General features: G+C 53.2%; 15 protein-coding genes and 1 pseudogene. 7 read left to right on the plus strand and 9 right to left on the minus strand.

Annotation, left to right across the window (positions count from 1 at the left end; translation table 11 throughout):
- Positions 1-141: 141 nt before the first annotated feature.
- The 9 genes and pseudogenes from nth to GZ59_RS11020 all read right to left on the minus strand — a co-directional run bounded on the left by nth (position 142) and on the right by GZ59_RS11020 (position 10,013).
- Positions 142-777, minus strand: a complete 636-nt coding sequence (nth, locus tag GZ59_RS10980) for an endonuclease III (protein WP_011093840.1) — start codon at positions 775-777, stop codon at positions 142-144.
- Positions 774-1,481, minus strand: coding sequence for an electron transport complex subunit E (locus GZ59_RS10985; protein ID WP_011093839.1), 708 nt, complete (start codon positions 1,479-1,481; stop codon positions 774-776). The genes nth and GZ59_RS10985 overlap by 4 nt, the downstream gene beginning before the upstream one ends.
- Positions 1,478-2,107, minus strand: coding sequence for an electron transport complex subunit RsxG (gene rsxG, locus GZ59_RS10990; protein WP_011093838.1), 630 nt, complete (start codon positions 2,105-2,107; stop codon positions 1,478-1,480). Before rsxG ends, GZ59_RS10985 begins: the two co-directional genes overlap by 4 nt.
- Before the next feature lie 10 nt (positions 2,108-2,117).
- Positions 2,118-3,173: an electron transport complex subunit RsxD gene (gene rsxD / locus GZ59_RS10995; protein ID WP_011093837.1), complete on the minus strand. Its 1,056-nt coding sequence runs from the start codon at positions 3,171-3,173 to the stop codon at positions 2,118-2,120.
- Positions 3,174-5,255 (minus strand): annotated as a pseudogene (gene rsxC / locus GZ59_RS11000) (electron transport complex subunit RsxC).
- Positions 5,248-5,826: an electron transport complex subunit RsxB gene (gene rsxB, locus GZ59_RS11005; protein WP_011093835.1), complete on the minus strand. Its 579-nt coding sequence runs from the start codon at positions 5,824-5,826 to the stop codon at positions 5,248-5,250. The pseudogene rsxC and the gene rsxB overlap by 8 nt, the downstream one beginning before the upstream one ends.
- Positions 5,826-6,407, minus strand: coding sequence for an electron transport complex subunit RsxA (gene rsxA / locus GZ59_RS11010; RefSeq protein ID WP_011093834.1), 582 nt, complete (start codon positions 6,405-6,407; stop codon positions 5,826-5,828). Before rsxA ends, rsxB begins: the two co-directional genes overlap by 1 nt.
- A gap of 378 nt (positions 6,408-6,785) precedes the next feature.
- The gene (araA, locus tag GZ59_RS11015; protein ID WP_011093833.1) at positions 6,786-8,291 is read right to left on the minus strand and encodes an L-arabinose isomerase; all 1,506 of its coding nucleotides are present in this window, start codon (positions 8,289-8,291) and stop codon (positions 6,786-6,788) included.
- Positions 8,292-8,327: 36 nt separating this feature from the next.
- The gene (locus GZ59_RS11020) at positions 8,328-10,013 is read right to left on the minus strand and encodes a ribulokinase (protein WP_039291769.1); all 1,686 of its coding nucleotides are present in this window, start codon (positions 10,011-10,013) and stop codon (positions 8,328-8,330) included.
- 373 nt (positions 10,014-10,386) lie between these two features.
- On the opposite strand from GZ59_RS11020, the gene GZ59_RS11025 reads away from it, so the two are divergent.
- The 7 genes from GZ59_RS11025 (at position 10,387) to GZ59_RS11055 (ending at position 17,982) form a co-directional block, all read left to right on the plus strand.
- Positions 10,387-11,370 (plus strand): arabinose ABC transporter substrate-binding protein, encoded by a 984-nt coding sequence (locus tag GZ59_RS11025; protein ID WP_011093831.1) that lies wholly within the window; start codon positions 10,387-10,389, stop codon positions 11,368-11,370.
- 96 nt (positions 11,371-11,466) lie between these two features.
- On the plus strand, positions 11,467-12,990 hold the full coding sequence (gene araG / locus GZ59_RS11030; RefSeq protein ID WP_011093830.1) for an L-arabinose ABC transporter ATP-binding protein AraG: 1,524 nt from the start codon (positions 11,467-11,469) through the stop codon (positions 12,988-12,990).
- 18 nt (positions 12,991-13,008) lie between these two features.
- Positions 13,009-13,995 (plus strand): L-arabinose ABC transporter permease AraH, encoded by a 987-nt coding sequence (araH, locus tag GZ59_RS11035; protein WP_011093829.1) that lies wholly within the window; start codon positions 13,009-13,011, stop codon positions 13,993-13,995.
- A gap of 65 nt (positions 13,996-14,060) precedes the next feature.
- Positions 14,061-14,993: an arabinose operon transcriptional regulator AraC gene (araC, locus tag GZ59_RS11040; RefSeq protein WP_039291773.1), complete on the plus strand. Its 933-nt coding sequence runs from the start codon at positions 14,061-14,063 to the stop codon at positions 14,991-14,993.
- A gap of 114 nt (positions 14,994-15,107) precedes the next feature.
- Positions 15,108-16,154: an oxidoreductase gene (locus tag GZ59_RS11045; protein WP_039291776.1), complete on the plus strand. Its 1,047-nt coding sequence runs from the start codon at positions 15,108-15,110 to the stop codon at positions 16,152-16,154.
- Between the two features lie 146 nt (positions 16,155-16,300).
- Positions 16,301-17,293: a bile acid:sodium symporter family protein gene (locus tag GZ59_RS11050; RefSeq protein ID WP_039291779.1), complete on the plus strand. Its 993-nt coding sequence runs from the start codon at positions 16,301-16,303 to the stop codon at positions 17,291-17,293.
- A 230-nt stretch (positions 17,294-17,523) separates the two neighbouring features.
- The gene (locus tag GZ59_RS11055) at positions 17,524-17,982 is read left to right on the plus strand and encodes an SgcJ/EcaC family oxidoreductase (RefSeq protein WP_039291782.1); all 459 of its coding nucleotides are present in this window, start codon (positions 17,524-17,526) and stop codon (positions 17,980-17,982) included.
- Positions 17,983-18,024: the final 42 nt, after the last annotated feature.

Below are 18,024 nucleotides of genomic sequence, written 5' to 3' on the forward strand. Positions count from 1 at the left end.
AGCCAGAAAGGGCGTGGTTGTCTGAGTGGTGAGGCGTTGCGAGCGTGTGACTGACGCTGATAGAGCGGGAACTAAGACGGGGCCGAGCGTGGAGCAATCGAGAAGAAGGTCTGGTCATAGAAGCCACCAGACCACAACAGATTAGGCGTCGACCTTTTCGCCAAATTCACATAAATCTTCAATCAGGCAGGAACCACAGCGTGGTTTTCGAGCAATACAGGTGTAACGGCCATGTAGGATTAACCAGTGGTGGCAGTCGACTTTAAATTCTGCCGGAACGACTTTCAGCAGTTTTTCCTCTACCTGTTCGACATTTTTACCTGGTGCGAATCTTGTACGGTTACTGACGCGAAAGATATGGGTATCAACAGCAATCGTCGGCCAACCAAATGCGGTATTCAAAACAACGTTTGCCGTTTTTCGTCCTACGCCGGGTAGGGCTTCCAACGCAGCACGATCTTCAGGAACCTGCCCCTGATGCTTTTCCAGCAATAGGCGGCAGGTCTTGATGACGTTTTCCGCTTTGCTGTTAAACAGACCGATTGTCTTGATATAGCCTTTAACGCCGTCGACACCGAGTGTGAGTAGCGCCTCCGGTGTGTTGGCGACAGGATAGAGCTTTGCGGTTGCTTTGTTGACGCTGACGTCGGTTGCCTGTGCGGAAAGCAGTACGGAGATGAGCAGTTCAAACGGCGTACTGAAGTTTAACTCAGTCGTCGGATGGGGATTGTTGTCGCGTAAACGCATTAAGATCTCAACCCGTTTGGCCTTGTTCACAGCGACTCCCCTACAGCACCGGCAGTTGGCACCATTTTCCCTTCGGCGGCAACGGCACGCGCTCGGCGTTGTTTCATTTTCTCATCGATCAAATATTTCACGGCAAGCAGCAGTCCCAGACCGATAAAGGCCCCCGGTGGCAACATTGCCAGCAGGAAAGGGGAATCGAGGTGGACAACCTCAATGCGGAGGACTTTAGCCCAACTGCCCAGCAGCAAGTCTGCACCGTCGAACAGCGTACCGTTACCCAGAATTTCACGCAAAGAGCCGAGAACCACCAGTGCGCTGGTTGCCCCCAGCCCCATTGCCAGCCCATCAATGGCGGAAGGGAAGACGGCATTTTTAGACGCGAAGGCTTCTGCGCGACCGATAACAATGCAGTTCGTCACGATCAGTGGAATAAAAATCCCCAGCGATTGATATAAACCGTAGGCATACGCGTTGATCAGCATCTGTACGGTGCTGACGACGGAAGCAATGATCATGACGTAAATCGGAATACGGATTTCCGCTGGTACCCAACGGCGCAGCGCAGAGACGGCTATGTTGGTACAGGTGAGAACCAGTGTGGTTGCCAGTCCTAATCCCAGCGCGTTAGTTGCAGTTGATGACACCGCCAGCAGGGGGCACAGGCCTAGCAATTGAACCAGTGCCGAGTTGTTCTTCCATAACCCGTCAATGAAAAGCGCTTTGGTTTGACTCATTGGTTCTCTCCACAGGCGGACAGCGTGTTGATTTGTGGCGGTAGCGTTTGCAGATAAAGCGCGCTGCGTTTCACGCTGTTAATGACGGCACGTGGCGTGATGGTGGCCCCGGTAAATTGATCAAACATCCCACCTTCTTTCTTCACCGCCCAGCGGGCGTCATGCTCGCCTTGCACCATCAGCCCATTGAACCTTGTGATCCAGTCAGAAATTCGCACTTCGATTTTATCACCCAGCCCCGGTGTTTCATGGTGCTCGGTCACGCGGACGCCGAGTACCTTGCCATGAAAATCGGCACCTACCAGCAGTCTAATGGCACCAGAGTAACCATCCGGCGCGGTACTTTCCAGTGCAGCGGCGACCGGTTCACCATTCTGACGGGCGATGAAGACACGGTGCGGTGCTGACGATCCTAATGCTGGATTGGTGACAACGTAACACTCTTTTTGAATATCACTATTGTACAACTCGGCGGGAACCACCTGATCTAACAACATCTTTTGCTGCAACATTGCCTGATGGGAGATTGTCGGCTCCGTCAACATATTCACCACGGCAGTGACTGCGGTAGTGGAAGCGGCAAATAGAGCCAGTGTTGTCGCGTGGCGGCGCATTGTTGTCATCATGGGCGTCTCCTCAGCGATGGTGGCCGTAAGCACGTGGCTTGGTGTAATAGTCGATCAGCGGGACGGTGATGTTCGCCAGTAGAACGGCAAAGGCAACGCCGTCTGGGTAGCCGCCATAGGTGCGAATCAGCCACACCAGTAACCCAATCAACGCACCGAAAATCAGACGGCCCCGGTTCGTGGTTGATGCTGTAACGGGATCTGTGGCGATGAAAAATGCGCCGAGCATGGTCGCACCGGACAACAGATGTAACATCGGTTGGGCAAATTTATCCGGCGCGATGATCCAGCTTAGCAGGGCGCAGAACATCAGCGACAGCAGGAAACTGACTGGAATATGCCAGCGAATCGTGCCGCGCATCAGCAAGAACAGCCCGCCGATGAGAAAACCGATATTAACCCACTGCCAGCCAATACCAGACAGTGATTGTGCAAACATCGGCTGTTGCAGGATGTTCTGTGGCGTTTGGCCGGAACGTAAGCTGGTTTTAAACGTATCCAGCGGGGTGGCCTGACTCACGCCATCAACATTGTGCATCAGCTGCTGCATGGTATGCCCGTCAGGCGTGTGTCCGGTAAAAATGATGACTAGCGAGTCATGGAAACTAAGCGAGATGGTTTGCAGCGGCTCGGGTGGCAGCCAGCTCGTCATCTGGACAGGGAAAGAGATCAGCAACACCACATAACCAATCATCGCGGGGTTAAAGGGATTTTGCCCTAATCCGCCATACAGCTGTTTAGCGATAATGATAGCGAAGACGGTTGCCATGACCACCATCCACCAGGGCGCTAATGGCGGTAGACTGATTCCGAGCAGCACGGCGGTCAGTAACGCGGAATTATCAGCCAGGGTGGTACGAACCGCAAATTTCCTCAGTGACAGCGTCACGCCTTCCGCAATGAGTGCGGTGGCAGACGCCAGCCCGACCTGAATCAGGTTGCCGTAGCCAAAGAAATAGACCTGCGCCAACATGCCCGGCAGGCAGGCCAGAATAACCCACAGCATGATGCGCTGCGTGCGCTGCTGGTTATGTGTGAACGGTGAACTCGCAATTCTAAAAGCCATTTATTCCTCTTGATATGACGATGCCTGCGCGGCTTTACGGGCTTTAACGCGAGCGATAGCGGCGGCAACGGCAGCCTTCCGTGGATCTTCTGGCTCTTGTACTTCAACGACAGCAATGGGTTCCGCTGTTGTCTCGGTAACGACAGGAACGGCTGCTTCTACGTTTGTTACAAGCTGCTGCGCGGCTTTACGGGCTTTAACGCGCGCGATAGCGGCGGCCACGGCAGCCTTGCGCGGATCTTCCTGCTCTTGTGCTTCAACGACCGCGATGGGTTCAGCTGCTGTATCGGGAATAGCTGATGACACAGACTCTGTCGTATTTAACTCGGACTGCTGTGCAGCCTTGCGGGCTTTAACGCGCGCAAGAGCAGCCGCTACGGCGGCTTTACGTGGGTCAAGCTCCTCAGGCGTCACCTCTGTCGCTGGTGTTTCCTGCTGTGATTGTTTCTCTCGCACCCGTTCTTCACGTACTAATGCTTTATGTGCGGCACGCGCAGCAATGGCCGCACTGTTATCCGGCTGCGCATCAGGGATTACCGTGATGGGTGAACCGATCTCGGCTTCTGCGGTTTGTTTGCGGCGTACACGTTCTAATGCTGCCTAAACCGCGTCTTTGTCACTGGTGGATACGCCAGCGGCGGCCTGTTTATGGCGCAGTTCGCGCGCGGCTTTTTCCCGTTCCAGACGCGCTTGTTTGGCATCAAAACGCACTTTGGCCAGCGCGGCACGCTGTGCGTCTTCGTCGATGGCCCGAATTTCGGCCTTTTCCTGACGATAGTACTGTACCAGCGGGATATTGCTGGGGCAGACATAGGCACAGGCACCACATTCGATACAATCGAACAGATGGTGATCGCGAGCTTTTTCGTGTTCCTGTCCGCGACTGAACCAGTAAAGCTGCTGGGGTAACAGACCCGCCGGACAAGCATCGGCACATTTGCTACAGCGAATACAGGATTGTTCCTCGGCAACCGGCTCCATTTCCGAATGTGACGGCGCGAGCAGGCAGTTGCTAATTTTGACGATGGGCACGTCTAGCAACGGCAGAGTAAAACCCATCAGCGGGCCACCCATCACCACCATCGGCTGTTTAGTGACATGGAATCCACCCTGTTTCAGCAGGTGGCGTACTGGCGTCCCCAGTCGCGCCCACACGTTACCGGGCTGACGCAAGGCTTCACCGGTCAGCGTTACCACGCGCTCGGTGAGCGGTTCACCGTCGATCACGGCACGTTTGATGGCGTAGGCCGTGCCGACGTTTTGCATGAGCACGCCAATCGCAGCGGAGTGTTTACCGAACGGGACTTCTTTGCCGGTCAAAATCTTGGTGAGCTGCTTGGCACCGCCCGACGGATACTTGGTGGGGATGACGCGCAGCTGCATGTCGCTGCGTTTGCCCAAAGCCAGACGCAGGGCGCTGATGGCTTCCGGCTTGTTATCTTCGATTCCGATCAGAATACGTTTCGGCTGCAACAGGAATGACAGAATCTCGACGCCTTGAATAATCTCATCGGCACACTCCTGCATGAGCCTATCGTCGGCGGTAATATAGGGTTCGCATTCTGCGCCGTTGATAATCAGGGTTTCAATCCCGCGCATCCCGCCTTGTAATTTGGCGGCAGTAGGGAAGCCTGCGCCGCCCAAACCCGCAATGCCAGCCTGATGCAGATGGGCAAGCAGGGTATCGACGCTCTGCGCACGATAATCTCTATAAGTCAGGCGCTCGCACCAGCGATCTTCGCCGTCTGGCACGATAATGATACTGAGTTCGGACAGGCCAGATGGATGCGCCGTCGTGTGCTGGCGAATCGCGTTCACCGTTCCCGATGTCGGTGCGTGAACGGGCAGTGTACGGCCTTTTCCCCGCGTCAACGGCTGGCCACGCAGTACTTTATCGCCGACGCTAACGCAGATTTCACCTTCCGGCCCGAGATGCTGCTTGAGTGGAATAATGAACTGTTCTGGCAGCGAAATCTGGCGCAGTGGCGTTTGGCTGGACTGCGTCTTCATTTCTGGCGGATGAATGCCTCCGTCGAAATCCCAGATCCTGTCTTTTCTAAAGGCGGAAAACAGCTTAAGCATGTCGTTCTACTTGAATAACGCGTACTGGAATCGTATCGAGATCCCATTTCCAGTTAGCAGGAGTCGGAGCGATGGGCCGTAATTCGATACAGTCCGTGGGGCAAGGGGAGATGCAGAGATCGCAGCCAGTGCATAAATCGCTGACGACGGTGTGTACCGCTTTGGTACTGCCGATGATGGCATCAACCGGACAGGCCTGAATGCACTTGGTGCAGCCGATGCAGTTGCTTTCATCGATCCAGGCAACATGTCGCGCAGGGGCTTGAATGTCAGCATCGCCTTCCAGCGGTTGCGGATCGACGTTGAGCTTTTCAGCCAACTTCAACATCATCGCTTCGCCGCCGGGCCCGCATTTATTAATGCTTTCACCATTTAGCGAGACCGCTTCGGCGTAAGGGCGACAGCCGGGGTAACCGCACTGGCCGCACTGGCTCTGCGGCAGCATGGCTTCCACTTCTTCCACGATCGGATCGTTTTCGACTTCAAAACGACGTGAGGCATAGCCAAGCACCAAGCCGAACGCCAGCGCGAGTGCGCTTAATGCCGCAATGGCGATCCAGATAGCGGTCATCAGAATTTCACCAGTCCGGTAAAGCCCATAAATGCCAGCGACATCAGGCCAGCGGTGATCAGTGCGATAGACGAACCTCGGAACGGCGCGGGAATGTCCGACACGGCGAGGCGCTCGCGGATGGCGGCGAAAAGGACCATCACCAGTGAGAATCCTGCGGCACCGCCGAAACCATAAATTGTCGATTGCAGAAAACCGTGCGACAGGTTGATGTTGAGCAAGACGACGCCAAGCACGGCACAGTTGGTGGTGATCAGCGGTAGGAAAATCCCCAGCAGGCGATACAGCTCAGGGCTAACTTTGCGCACGAACATCTCGGAGAACTGCACCACAACGGCGAGCACCAGAATAAAAGCCATGGTGCGTAAATAGAGAATGTCGAGCGGGACAAGAATAAATTCGTTGATCAGCCAGGAAAACATCGAGCCCAGCGTCATCACAAACGTGGTCGCCATTCCCATGCCAATCGCCGTCTCTAGTTTTTTGGACACGCCCATAAAGGGGCACAGCCCAAGAAACTTCACTAAGACGAAATTATTTACCAGAAGGATGCTAACAAAGAGCAATGCGTATTCGGTCATTACGGTGCCTAGAAAACAAAACCGGACTATTATCAGGCATTGTTGGGTTTTCGACAACATACCCAAAGTAGGGTTATCGCTGTTCCCTTCAAGAATAGCCATGAACGGTCATGGTAAAATAGCCTAATAGTTATGTGGTTGAGATGACTAAGTCTATTCAAACAAGAAGTCCATCTAGGACGGATTTGTAAAAATATAGTTATTTTTCAATGACAAAAAATGGAAAATAAAGAATTGATAGGGCGGTGAGATGGCTTTTAAGTCTACGGTGAGTCGCTGGGTGATGACACACAGAGAGTGGAAACAATTAATGTCTATGAAGGGGCAGATTGTGTTCGGATGAACGATCCATAGACAATCTGCCCCTTACGATCGGACTTAGCGGCTACAAAGTTTGTAATACACTTCGTTCCAGCGTAGGGCATCTTTGAATTCGTGGAGTCGGGTTTCGTTGTCGATCACCAGTAGTTCAATGTTCTGCATCTCTGCATAAAGCCGCATGTGGTCGAGATCCAACGCCTGACTAAAGACGGTGTGGTGTGCTCCTCCTGCCAAAATCCAGGCTTCGGCCGCCACTTCCAGCGACGGTTGCGCTTTCCAGATGGCACGAGCAACCGGCAATTTTGGCAATGGACGTGGCTGCTCAATGGTATCGACCAGATTAACCAACATTCTGAAGCGGTCACCCATGTCGATCACGCTGGCGTTGAGAGACGGTCCGGCTGGCGTGGAGAAAATCAAACGGGCAGGGTCGGCTTTTCCGCCGATGCCAAGGTGTTGCGCATCCAGAATCGGTTTCTGCTCTTTCGCAATGGTAGGGCAGACTTCCAGCATGTGGGACCCGACGACCAGATCGTTACCATTCTGGAAGTTATAGGTGTAGTCCTCCATGAACGAGGTTCCGCCCGACAATCCACCGGCCATCACTTTCATGATGCGCAACAGCGCGGCAGTTTTCCAGTCGCCTTCACCGCCGAAACCGTAACCTTGCTGCATCAGACGCTGCACCGCCAGCCCCGGCAGTTGTTTCAAGCCGTATAGGTTTTCAAAATCGGTGGTGAACGCGTGATAGCCGCCTTGTTCTAGAAAGCGTTTCATCCCGAGTTCGATCTGGGCTGCATCCAGCAGGTTCTGACGATTAGCTCCGTTGAGTTTCACCGCGTCCGTCAACTGGTAACTGGTTTCATACTCTTCGATCAGCGCATCGATATCGCCTTTGGAAACAGCATCAACCACGGCGGTTAAATCGCCCAGTCCCCAGGCGCTAACGGAGTAACCGAACTGAATCTGCGCGCCGACTTTATCGCCTTCGGTAACGGCGACCTCACGCATATTGTCGCCAAAGCGTGCGACCTTCAGCTGTTTGCTTTCCTGAATTGCCGCGGCAACACGCATCCATTTGCCGATGCGAACATGCGCGTTCTTATCCTGCCAGTGGCCGACCACCACCTGATGTGCCTGCCGCATCCGGGCACCGATGAAGCCAAACTCACGTCCGCCGTGTGCGGTCTGGTTCAGGTTCATGAAATCCATGTCCATGGTGTCCCACGGCACTTCGGCATTGAACTGGGTATGGAATTGCAGCAGCGGTTTACTGAGTACGCTCAGACCGCCAATCCACATTTTTGCCGGAGAGAAGGTGTGCAGCCAGGTTAGCAGGCCGATACAGTTATCCTGATAGTTGGCATCGCGACACAACGCCAGAATTTCATCCGGTGTTTTCACCAGCGGCTTCAGCACCAGCTTAACCGGTAGGTTGGCCTGTTGATTCAAACCCGCAACGACTTTTTCTGCGTTCTCTTTTACCTGACGTAATGTTTCCGGCCCATAGAGATGTTGGCTACCGATGACGAACCAGACTTCAAGCTGCTTAAAATGATCCATGATGACTCCTGTACGTGATCCCCAGAGGGATAAAAATTAGTTTTTTGCCGTAGACGTTGGGCTATAGGCCGGTTCCGCGAGGCGGCACCACTGCTGATAGCGCTCGTAAAGCTGCTGATAACGGGCAACACGCTGGCTGTCTGGCATCAAGGTGCGCTCTATACCGCTGGCCATATGCTGTTGTGCGGTTGGGATATCTCCGTGAACGCCGGCAGCGACGGCGGCAAAGATCGCCGCACCGAGTGCACAGCACTGGTCGGACGCGACGATCTGTAAGGGACGATTCATTACGTCAGTACACACCTGCATGATGACCGGGGATTTCCGTGCAATACCGCCCAGTGCCAGCACGTTCTCCACGGGGACGCCTTGTTCTTCAAAGCATTCCATAATCGCGCGCGCACCGAAGGCCGTGGCGGCAATGAAACCGCCAAATAGCGTAGGGGCATCAGTGCCCAGATTGAGATCGGTAATCACGCCTTTTAAGCGCTGGTTGGCGAACGGCGTTCTGCGGCCGTTAAACCAGTCCAACACGATAGGTAGGTGATCCAGCGTGGGGTTTTCTGCCCAGTTGTGGGTAAGTCGCTCCAGCAACTTGGCTTCCATCGCCTGTAGTGACGTTTTGAGTTCAGGATGGTCTTTCGCCGCTTCCTGTAACGACCAGCCCAGCAGCCTGCCAAACCAGGCGTACATGTCGCCGAAGGCTGACTGTCCGGCTTCCAGACCGATATAGTTGGGGACGACGCTGCCGTCTACCTGTCCACAAATACCAGCGATAGTGCGGTCGGCAATACGTTCTTCGTCGGCGATCAGAATGTCGCAGGTGGAGGTGCCAATCACTTTGACCAACGTATAGGGCTGTGCGCCAGCGCCGACGGTGCCGACGTGACAGTCAAACGCGCCGCCTGCAAGCGTGACCGTCTCAGGGATGCCAAGACGCTGCGCCCACTCTGCGGTGATGGTGCCGACCGGTTGTTCGGCAGTCCAGGTGTCGGTAAACAGTGGATACTGCAATGTCTCTGTCAGGCAGGGATCGAGCGCGTGTAGGAAATCTTTCGGTGGGAGTCCACCCCAGCTCGGATGCCAGAGTGATTTATGTCCGGCGCTGCACCGGCCACGACGAATATCGGCAGGCGCTTGTGTGCCGGAAAGCAGGGCGGGCACCCAGTCGCACAGTTCTATCCAGGAAACGGCCGCCTGACGCACCGCTGCATCTTCGCGTGATACATGCAGGATTTTGGCCCAGAACCATTCGGATGAGTAAACACCACCGATATAGCGAGTGTAATCCGGGAACTGACCGCTGCGGCACAGCGCGTTAATGGCATCCGCTTCTTCTATTGCCGTGTGGTCTTTCCACAGCACGAACATCGCATTGGGGTTGTTGGCAAACTCGGGGCGTAGCGCCAGGATCTGGCCATGTTCATCAATGGGGGCGGGCGTTGACCCGGTTGAATCCACGCCAATACCGATGATGCTCTGCCGTTGGTCGTTCGTCAGGCGAGAGACGACCACTTTGATCGCCTGTTCCAGCGATTCTATATAGTCCAGCGGATGGTGTCGGAACTGGTTGTTGGCAGGCTGACAATATTTACCCTCACGCCAGCGGGGGTAGTAGACCACGTCTGTTTCCAGCTCTTTCCCGCTTTGGCAGTCAACGGCTAAGGCGCGTACCGAATCACTGCCGAAGTCGAGACCAATCGTAATAGCGCCCGCGCTCATGCTTTGCTCCTCATTAATCTCAGATCGTTGGTGTTTACGATAGGCAGGGATAACGAGAGGCGGTTAGGAGTGGTTAGCTAGAAGTATGTATTTTTCTGTCGCGAGCAGCCATTTTGTGAAGCTGGTCAAAGGTTAATGATTGGTTAAATTTGCTAAATGTATGCACAAACCTGTCATTGTTCCGGACTGTGATAGCGCTCTATATTCTTGCCGGTAATAACGGCTAAAACATAAAGCGTCTGAATGCTACTGAGTAAAGGAATCACGCTAAGTCTGTGTTTTTCCTTTATCCGGACCGGAAATGCCTTACCAGGAACTCGAACTCGCTTCAGCGTCGCTGGCGAATGAAAAGATAATTACACCGGAGAACATCATGCATAAATTCACTAAGGCGCTGGCAGCAATCGGGTTAGCCGCTGTTATGTCACAATCAGCTATGGCAGAGAACATAAAGCTGGGATTTTTGGTTAAGCAGCCGGAAGAGCCCTGGTTCCAGACCGAATGGAAATTCGCTGATAAAGCAGGAAAAGATCTCGGTTTTGATGTGATAAAAATTGCGGTTCCTGACGGGGAAAAAACCCTGAACGCAATTGATAGCCTAGCGGCCAGCGGGGCGAAAGGTTTTGTTATTTGTACCCCAGACCCGAAATTGGGGCCGGCCATTATTGCAAAAGCACGTAGCTATAATCTGAAAGTGATCGCGGTTGATGACCAGTTCGTGAACGCCAAAGGTCAGCCAATGGACACGGTGCCGTTGGTGATGATGGCGGCCACCAAAATTGGTGAGCGTCAGGGTCAGGAACTGTATAAAGAGATGAACAAACGCGGCTGGAAAGTAGACGAAACCGGCGTGATGGCGATTACCGCTGATGAGCTGGACACCGCGCGCCGTCGTACTGCTGGTTCCATGGATGCGCTGAAGGCTGCTGGATTCCCAGAAAAACAGATCTATCGGGTTCCGACCAAATCCAACGATATCCCCGGAGCGTTTGACGCCGCTAACTCCATGCTGGTTCAGCATCCTGGCGTGAAAAACTGGCTGATTATCGGTATGAACGACAACACTGTGCTGGGTGGCGTTCGTGCGACAGAAGGACAGGGCTTTAAAGCGGCAAACGTCATTGGTATCGGTATCAACGGCGTGGATGCGGTGAGCGAACTGTCTAAGGGGCAGGCAACGGGCTTCTTTGGCTCACTGCTGCCAAGCCCAGATATTCACGGCTACAAGAGTATCCAGATGCTGAATGACTGGGTCACCAAAGGCGTGGAACCGGAGAAATTCACCGAAGTGACCGACGTGGTGCTGATCACTCGTGACAACTTTAAGGTCGAACTGGAGAAAAAAGGCCTGATGTAATCACGCCTGATTTCGTAAAGATGCGGATAACATCGATCAGCATGATGCTGGCCGAGGTTATCCGCGCTCTACCTGCATCGTTATGAGGAAACAGACATGACAGCACAGTCACCCTATTTGTCGTTTCATGGGATCGGTAAAGAATTTCCCGGTGTTAAGGCGCTTTCGGATATCAGCTTTTCCTGCCATGCCGGCCAGATCCATGCATTGATGGGGGAAAACGGGGCGGGCAAGTCGACGCTGTTAAAAATCCTGAGCGGCAACTATTCACCGTCAGCGGGCGAAATCCACATTCAGGGCAAGCCTGTGCAGTTTAGTAATACGATGGATGCCCTGAATGCGGGCGTTGCCATCATTTATCAGGAACTGCATTTGGTGCCGGAAATGACGGTCGCCGAGAATATCTATCTGGGTCAATTGCCGCATAAATACGGCATGGTGAACTACTCACTGCTGCGCTATGAAGCCAAACTGCAATTACAGCATCTGGGGTTGGATATCGATCCTGATACCCCGCTGAAATACCTGTCTATCGGGCAGTGGCAAATGGTAGAAATCGCCAAAGCGCTGGCGCGTAATGCCAAGATTATCGCTTTTGATGAACCGACCAGTTCGCTGTCTGCCCGTGAAATTGAGCAACTTTTCCGAGTGATTACTGAATTGCGCAGTGAAGGCCGGATCATTTTGTATGTTTCGCACCGGATGGAAGAAATTTTTGCGCTGAGCGATGCCATTACCGTGTTTAAAGATGGTCGCTACGTGTGCACGTTTGACGATATGCAACAGGTGAACCATGAGTCGCTGGTACAGGCGATGGTAGGGCGTAACTTGGGGAATATCTATGGTTACGCGCCGCGTCCGCACGGCGAAGACCGCTTGACGCTGAAAGACGTAAAAGCGCCGGGCGTGAAATCCACGATTTCCCTGAACGTGAAGCAGGGGGAAATTGTCGGGCTATTTGGCCTGGTGGGGGCTGGCCGCAGCGAACTGATGAAAGGGCTGTTTGGTGCGACCAAAATCACCAGCGGTCAGGTGTTGCTGGATGGCAAACCGCTGGTGGTGAATTCCCCCATCGATGCGATTCGCCAAGGCGTGATGCTCTGCCCTGAGGATCGCAAAGCGGACGGTATCATTCCTGTGCACTCGGTGCGTGACAACATCAATATCAGCGCAAGACGTAAGAGCCTGAAAGCCGGTTTTATTATTAATAATCAGTGGGAAGCGGATAACGCCGCGCAGCGCATTGACGCGTTGAATATCAAAACGCCGTCCGATGAACAGCTGATTATGAATCTTTCCGGCGGAAATCAGCAGAAAGTCATTCTTGGTCGCTGGTTGTCCGAAGAGATGAAAGTCATTTTGCTCGATGAGCCCACGCGCGGCATCGATGTCGGCGCGAAGCACGAAATTTATCATGTCATCTATGAACTGGCGAATCAGGGGATCGCGGTGCTGTTTGCCTCCAGCGATTTACCTGAAGTGCTTGGGCTGGCCGACCGGATTATCGTCATGCGCGAAGGTGCCGTTTCCGGCGAACTGCTACATGCCGATGCAACGGAACAGAAGGTGCTCAGCCTCGCAATGTTACGAATCCCCGATATCGAATCTGCGGTTGCCTGACCGCGAAGGAGCAAAATAATGTCAACGGTTACGTCTGCAACCTCAGAAAAGAAGAAAAACGGTATGGGATTGTCCCGCATTTGGGATAACTACGGCATGCTGGTGGTTTTTGCCGTGCTGTTTCTTGGCTGTGCGATTTTTGTCCCAAATTTCGCCTCATTTATCAATATGAAAGGGTTGGGACTGGCGATCTCCATGTCCGGTATGGTGGCCTGCGGGATGCTGTTCTGTCTGGCTTCTGGTGATTTTGATCTATCCGTGGCTTCGATTATCGCCTGTTCCGGGGTAGCGACGGCGGTGGTGATTAATATCAGTGAAAGTCTGTGGATCGGCGTCGGTGCTGGGCTGCTGTTGGGCGTGGCATTCGGTTTACTTAACGGCTTTGTGATTGCCCGTTTGAAGATCAACGCACTGATCACGACTCTGGCGACCATGCAGATTGCACGCGGTCTGGCGTACATTATTTCTGATGGTAAAGCGGTAGGGATTGAAGATGAGCGTTTCTTCGCATTGGGCTATGCCAACTGGCTGGGCTTGCCTGCGCCAATTTGGATCACCATCGGCTGTATGATCCTGTTTGGCCTGTTGCTGAACAAGACCACGTTTGGCCGCAATACGCTGGCGATTGGGGGAAATGAGGAAGCGGCGCGTTTGGCCGGGGTGCCGGTTGTACGTACCAAGATCATCATTTTTGCCTTGTCCGGTCTGGTATCCGCCGCGGCGGGAATCATTTTGGCTTCGCGTATGACCAGCGGCCAGCCGATGACGTCCATCGGGTATGAGCTGATCGTCATTTCTGCCTGTGTGCTGGGTGGCGTATCGCTGAAAGGCGGGATCGGCAAAATTTCCTACGTGGTGGCTGGCGTACTGATTTTAGGTACGGTGGAAAACGCGATGAACCTGCTAAATATTTCTCCTTTCTCTCAGTATGTGGTGCGCGGTCTTATTTTGCTGGCGGCGGTTATCTTCGACCGTTACAAACAGCTGGCGAAGAAAACGGTATAAATGCCCGTGCGGTAGGTAAGTCATCCTGCCGCTTCTTATCATTACTAGCGTGTACCGGAGGCCTGATGTATCACCGTATGGCGCATGAATCTCAGCCTAATCCGCTGCTGCCGGGATATTCGTTCAACGCTTACCTTGTGGCAGGTCTGACGCCGATTCTGGCTGAAGGGCCGCTCGACTTTTTTATCGATCGTCCCGATGGCATGAAAGGCTACATCATTAATCTCACCATGAAGGGACAGGGTCAGGTCTTTGATGGCGATGAGACCTTTTTCTGTAATCCTGGCGATCTACTGCTGTTCCCGCCTAAATCGAAGCATTTTTATGGCCGCTCATCGGGCAGCGACTGCTGGTATCACCGCTGGGTCTATTTCCGTCCACGCGCCTACTGGGCTGACTGGTTGGAATGGCATACCAAAAGCAGCGGGATTGGCCGTATGAGCCTGCCGAATAACCAACTGCTGCTGGAATTTGACCGGCTGTTTGCCAATATCGAGCAGACGCAGCGTTCAGGACGGCGTTTTTCGGAAGAACTGGGCATGAATCTGCTGGAGCGTCTGTTGCTCAGAGCGATGGAAGAAGATCCGCAGAGTCCGCAGAAAATTATGGATCCGCGCGTGATTGAAGCCTGCCAGTTTATTACCAGCAATCTGGCCGGAGAACTGCGTATTGATGAAGTCGCACGGCACGTTTGTCTGTCGCCGTCGCGGCTGGCGCATTTGTTCCGTGAGCAGGTGGGCATTAACATTCTGCGCTGGCGTGAAGATCAGCGCGTGATCCGCGCCAAGCTGTTATTGCAGACGACGCAGGAATCTATCGCCAATATTGGTCGCGTGGTGGGGTATGACGATCAGCTCTATTTCTCACGCGTGTTCCGTAAACGGGTCGGTGTCAGCCCCAGTGATTTTCGTCGCCGCAGCAGTGAAATCAACTATCCGGCGGCCAAAGCGCTGCCCGTGGCATGGGGAGATCGGATACCCAATGCCGTGACCGGTTAACATACTGGAATGACCTCGATTCCCCTGATAAATATCCCTCTCTGCAATCTGGCGGGTGACGGGTATATACTGAGTGAGAAATCACAAAGTCAAAATAAGCTAAGGGGAATCGTCATGAGTGAGACCGTTCGTGTTGGGCTGCTGGGCTACGGTTATGCCAGTAAGACATTCCACGCGCCGTTAATTGCAGGTACGGCAGGTATGGATCTGGTGGCCGTGTCCAGCAGCAATGCTGAAAAAGTGCATGCGGATTGGGCAAATCTGCGGGTGGAAAAAGACCCGCAGGCATTGTTTAACGATCCCGATATTGACCTCATTGTTATTCCTACCCCCAATGACACACACTTCCCGCTGGCAAAGCAGGCGCTGGAAGCGGGTAAGCATGTCGTCGTCGATAAACCTTTTACCGTGACGTTGTCACAAGCATACGATCTGGGCGCGATTGCCGAACGCTCAGGAAAAGTGCTTTCTGTTTTCCATAACCGCCGTTGGGACAGCGATTTTCTGACGCTGAAACAGCTACTGTCTGCGGGCACACTGGGAAATGTGGTGTATATGGAATCGCATTTTGATCGCTTCCGTCCTGAGGTTCGTCAGCGCTGGCGTGAAGACGGCAGTGAAGGTAGCGGGATCTGGTACGATCTTGGTCCGCACTTGCTGGATCAGGCGTTGGAACTGTTTGGTTTGCCGGTGGCGATTCAGGTAGATATGGCGCAACTGAGACCAGGCAGTAAGGCAACGGATTATTTCCACGCGACGCTGATTTACCCGCAGCGCCGAGTTATCCTGCACGCCAGCATGCTGGTGGCAGCGGCTTCCGCACGCTATACCGTGCATGGTACGCGCGGTAGCTTTGTAAAATATGGACTCGACCCACAGGAAGATCGCCTGAAAGCGGGTGAACGCCCACCGCTGGCCGATTGGGGACAGGATAAACATGATGGCGTGCTGACGCTGTCTCGCGATGGCATAACGGCGGAACAGACCATCGCAACGATTCCGGGTAACTATCCGGCTTACTATGCGGCAGTGCGCGATGCGTTGCTGGGTAAGGGAGAAAATCCTGTTGGCGTGAATCAGGCGATTCAGGTGATGGAGTTAATCGAACTGGGGCTGCTTTCCCACGAGCAGAAAAAAGCCGTCGCGCTGAAAAATAGCTAGATTTGCTGCATTTTATTCCAGATAGTTAACGGTTTGTTTAAACAGGCGATCTTAGGATCGCCGTAGACTGCCGTTTTGGGCGATCTCCGGGTCGCCCGTATTGTTAGAGTGTTAATTAGGCTAAGGCTAGGGGAAAGGTGTCGGGCATGGGGTGGTTACAACGGTTACGCATTGATAAGTTTTTATTGGTTCTGATTCTGGTCGTAGTGACGGCGTCGATTCTTCCTGCTGAAGGCACCGTGAAGGTTTTCTTTGAGTATCTGACAACGGCGGCGATTGCTCTGTTGTTCTTTATGCACGGTGCGAAGCTGTCGCGTGAAGCGATCACCACCGGTATGGGGCACTGGCGTTTGCACCTCGTGGTGTTTGCCAGCACGTTTATTCTGTTCCCGCTGCTGGGAATCGGCATGAGCCTGCTGTCGCCAGTGGTGCTGACGCCAACCTTGTATCTTGGCTTCCTCTACCTGTGTGCGTTACCCGCAACGGTGCAGTCAGCGATTGCTTATACCTCAATGGCTGGCGGTAATGTGGCGGCGGCGATCTGTAGTGCCTCTGCATCCAGTATTTTAGGCGTGTTTCTCTCGCCAATTCTGGTCGGCTTACTGATGCATACGCAGGGGGGAGAAACGGACACGCTGCATGCTATCGGTTCCATCATCATGCAATTAATGGTGCCTTTCGTCATTGGCCATCTGTCGCGCCCGTTGATTGCCAAGTGGGTCGAACGTCACCGTAAGTTGATTAATATTACTGACCGGTCATCGATTCTTCTGGTGGTTTATGTCGCGTTCAGCGAGGCGGTCGTGCAGGGGATTTGGGGGCAGATTAACGGATGGTCATTGCTGGCGGTAGTGGGTTGCTCAATAGTACTGTTAGCGATTGTGCTGGTGGTGAATACACTGGTTGCACGTAAGCTGGGCTTTAACACCGCCGATGAAATCACCATTGTTTTCTGTGGTTCGAAGAAGAGTCTGGCGAACGGGATTCCGATGGCAAATGTGCTGTTCCCAGCGGCGGCGGTCGGTGCGATGGTGCTGCCGCTGATGATCTTTCACCAAATTCAGCTAATGGTTTGCGCCGCGCTTGCACAGCGTTATGCCAAACGGCTAAATAAAGAACAAGATACACCTCATCAGTAAGATATTATCGATCCCTCGATACATAAAATAATGCCCTCGGACCTTACACGGTTCGGGGGCATTGTCATGTGTGACCATTCTGACATAGATTAAATAATCTATTACAGTGATAGTTTCTAAAGTGTATCACTTCCTCGATCCGTTACGTTATAACAATGCTGGCTCATCGACATTCGTTGTCGAGGGCAGGGTACAGTTGATGATAATCGGTATTTTGAGATCGAGGGAATATGTTAAAAAAAACGGTGTTAACTTTAGCAATGCTAGGGGCGTTAGCTTCCACATCCGTACAGGCTGCTCAACATATGGACTGTGTACAAACCAGTCAAAAAGAGATTGCGTCGTTATTTGACCGTTGGAATGCCTCGTTGCAAACGGGTGATGCGAAGAAGGTTGCAAAAAACTATGCGCCAGACGCCGTGCTGCTGCCGACGTTGTCCGATAAACCACGTACGACTGATGCAGAGCGCATTGATTACTTTGAACATTTCCTAGCAAAAAAGCCGGTTGGTAAGATTGACACCAGCACAATCCGGATCGGCTGTAATAAGGCTGTTGATACCGGAACATACACTTTCACATTCGGTGATGGTAGCGTAGCCAAAGCACGCTATACCTATACTTACGCTTGGAACGGTAAACAGTGGTTGATCACCACGCACCATTCTTCAGCGAATCCGAGTAGTTGAACCTTATAGATGTTCTGTAACAAATCCGCATCAAACGGCTAA

Source organism: Pectobacterium atrosepticum, from assembly GCF_000740965.1.
Taxonomy (GTDB): domain Bacteria; phylum Pseudomonadota; class Gammaproteobacteria; order Enterobacterales; family Enterobacteriaceae; genus Pectobacterium; species Pectobacterium atrosepticum.

Excerpts from the sequence above, each read along its gene's own strand:
- araC (WP_039291773.1), top strand. The coding sequence starts at position 14,061 with ATGTATCACCGTATGGCGCATGAATCTCAGCCTAATCCGCTGCTGCCG.
- rsxA (WP_011093834.1), bottom strand. The coding sequence starts at position 6,407 with ATGACCGAATACGCATTGCTCTTTGTTAGCATCCTTCTGGTAAATAAT.
- GZ59_RS11055 (WP_039291782.1), top strand. The coding sequence starts at position 17,524 with ATGTTAAAAAAAACGGTGTTAACTTTAGCAATGCTAGGGGCGTTAGCT.
- GZ59_RS11045 (WP_039291776.1), top strand. The coding sequence starts at position 15,108 with ATGAGTGAGACCGTTCGTGTTGGGCTGCTGGGCTACGGTTATGCCAGT.
- GZ59_RS10985 (WP_011093839.1), bottom strand. The coding sequence starts at position 1,481 with ATGAGTCAAACCAAAGCGCTTTTCATTGACGGGTTATGGAAGAACAAC.
- araH (WP_011093829.1), top strand. The coding sequence starts at position 13,009 with ATGTCAACGGTTACGTCTGCAACCTCAGAAAAGAAGAAAAACGGTATG.
- araA (WP_011093833.1), bottom strand. The coding sequence starts at position 8,291 with ATGGATCATTTTAAGCAGCTTGAAGTCTGGTTCGTCATCGGTAGCCAA.
- GZ59_RS11020 (WP_039291769.1), bottom strand. The coding sequence starts at position 10,013 with ATGAGCGCGGGCGCTATTACGATTGGTCTCGACTTCGGCAGTGATTCG.
- GZ59_RS11050 (WP_039291779.1), top strand. The coding sequence starts at position 16,301 with ATGGGGTGGTTACAACGGTTACGCATTGATAAGTTTTTATTGGTTCTG.
- rsxG (WP_011093838.1), bottom strand. The coding sequence starts at position 2,107 with ATGATGACAACAATGCGCCGCCACGCGACAACACTGGCTCTATTTGCC.
- araG (WP_011093830.1), top strand. The coding sequence starts at position 11,467 with ATGACAGCACAGTCACCCTATTTGTCGTTTCATGGGATCGGTAAAGAA.
- GZ59_RS11025 (WP_011093831.1), top strand. The coding sequence starts at position 10,387 with ATGCATAAATTCACTAAGGCGCTGGCAGCAATCGGGTTAGCCGCTGTT.
- rsxB (WP_011093835.1), bottom strand. The coding sequence starts at position 5,826 with ATGACCGCTATCTGGATCGCCATTGCGGCATTAAGCGCACTCGCGCTG.
- rsxD (WP_011093837.1), bottom strand. The coding sequence starts at position 3,173 with ATGGCTTTTAGAATTGCGAGTTCACCGTTCACACATAACCAGCAGCGC.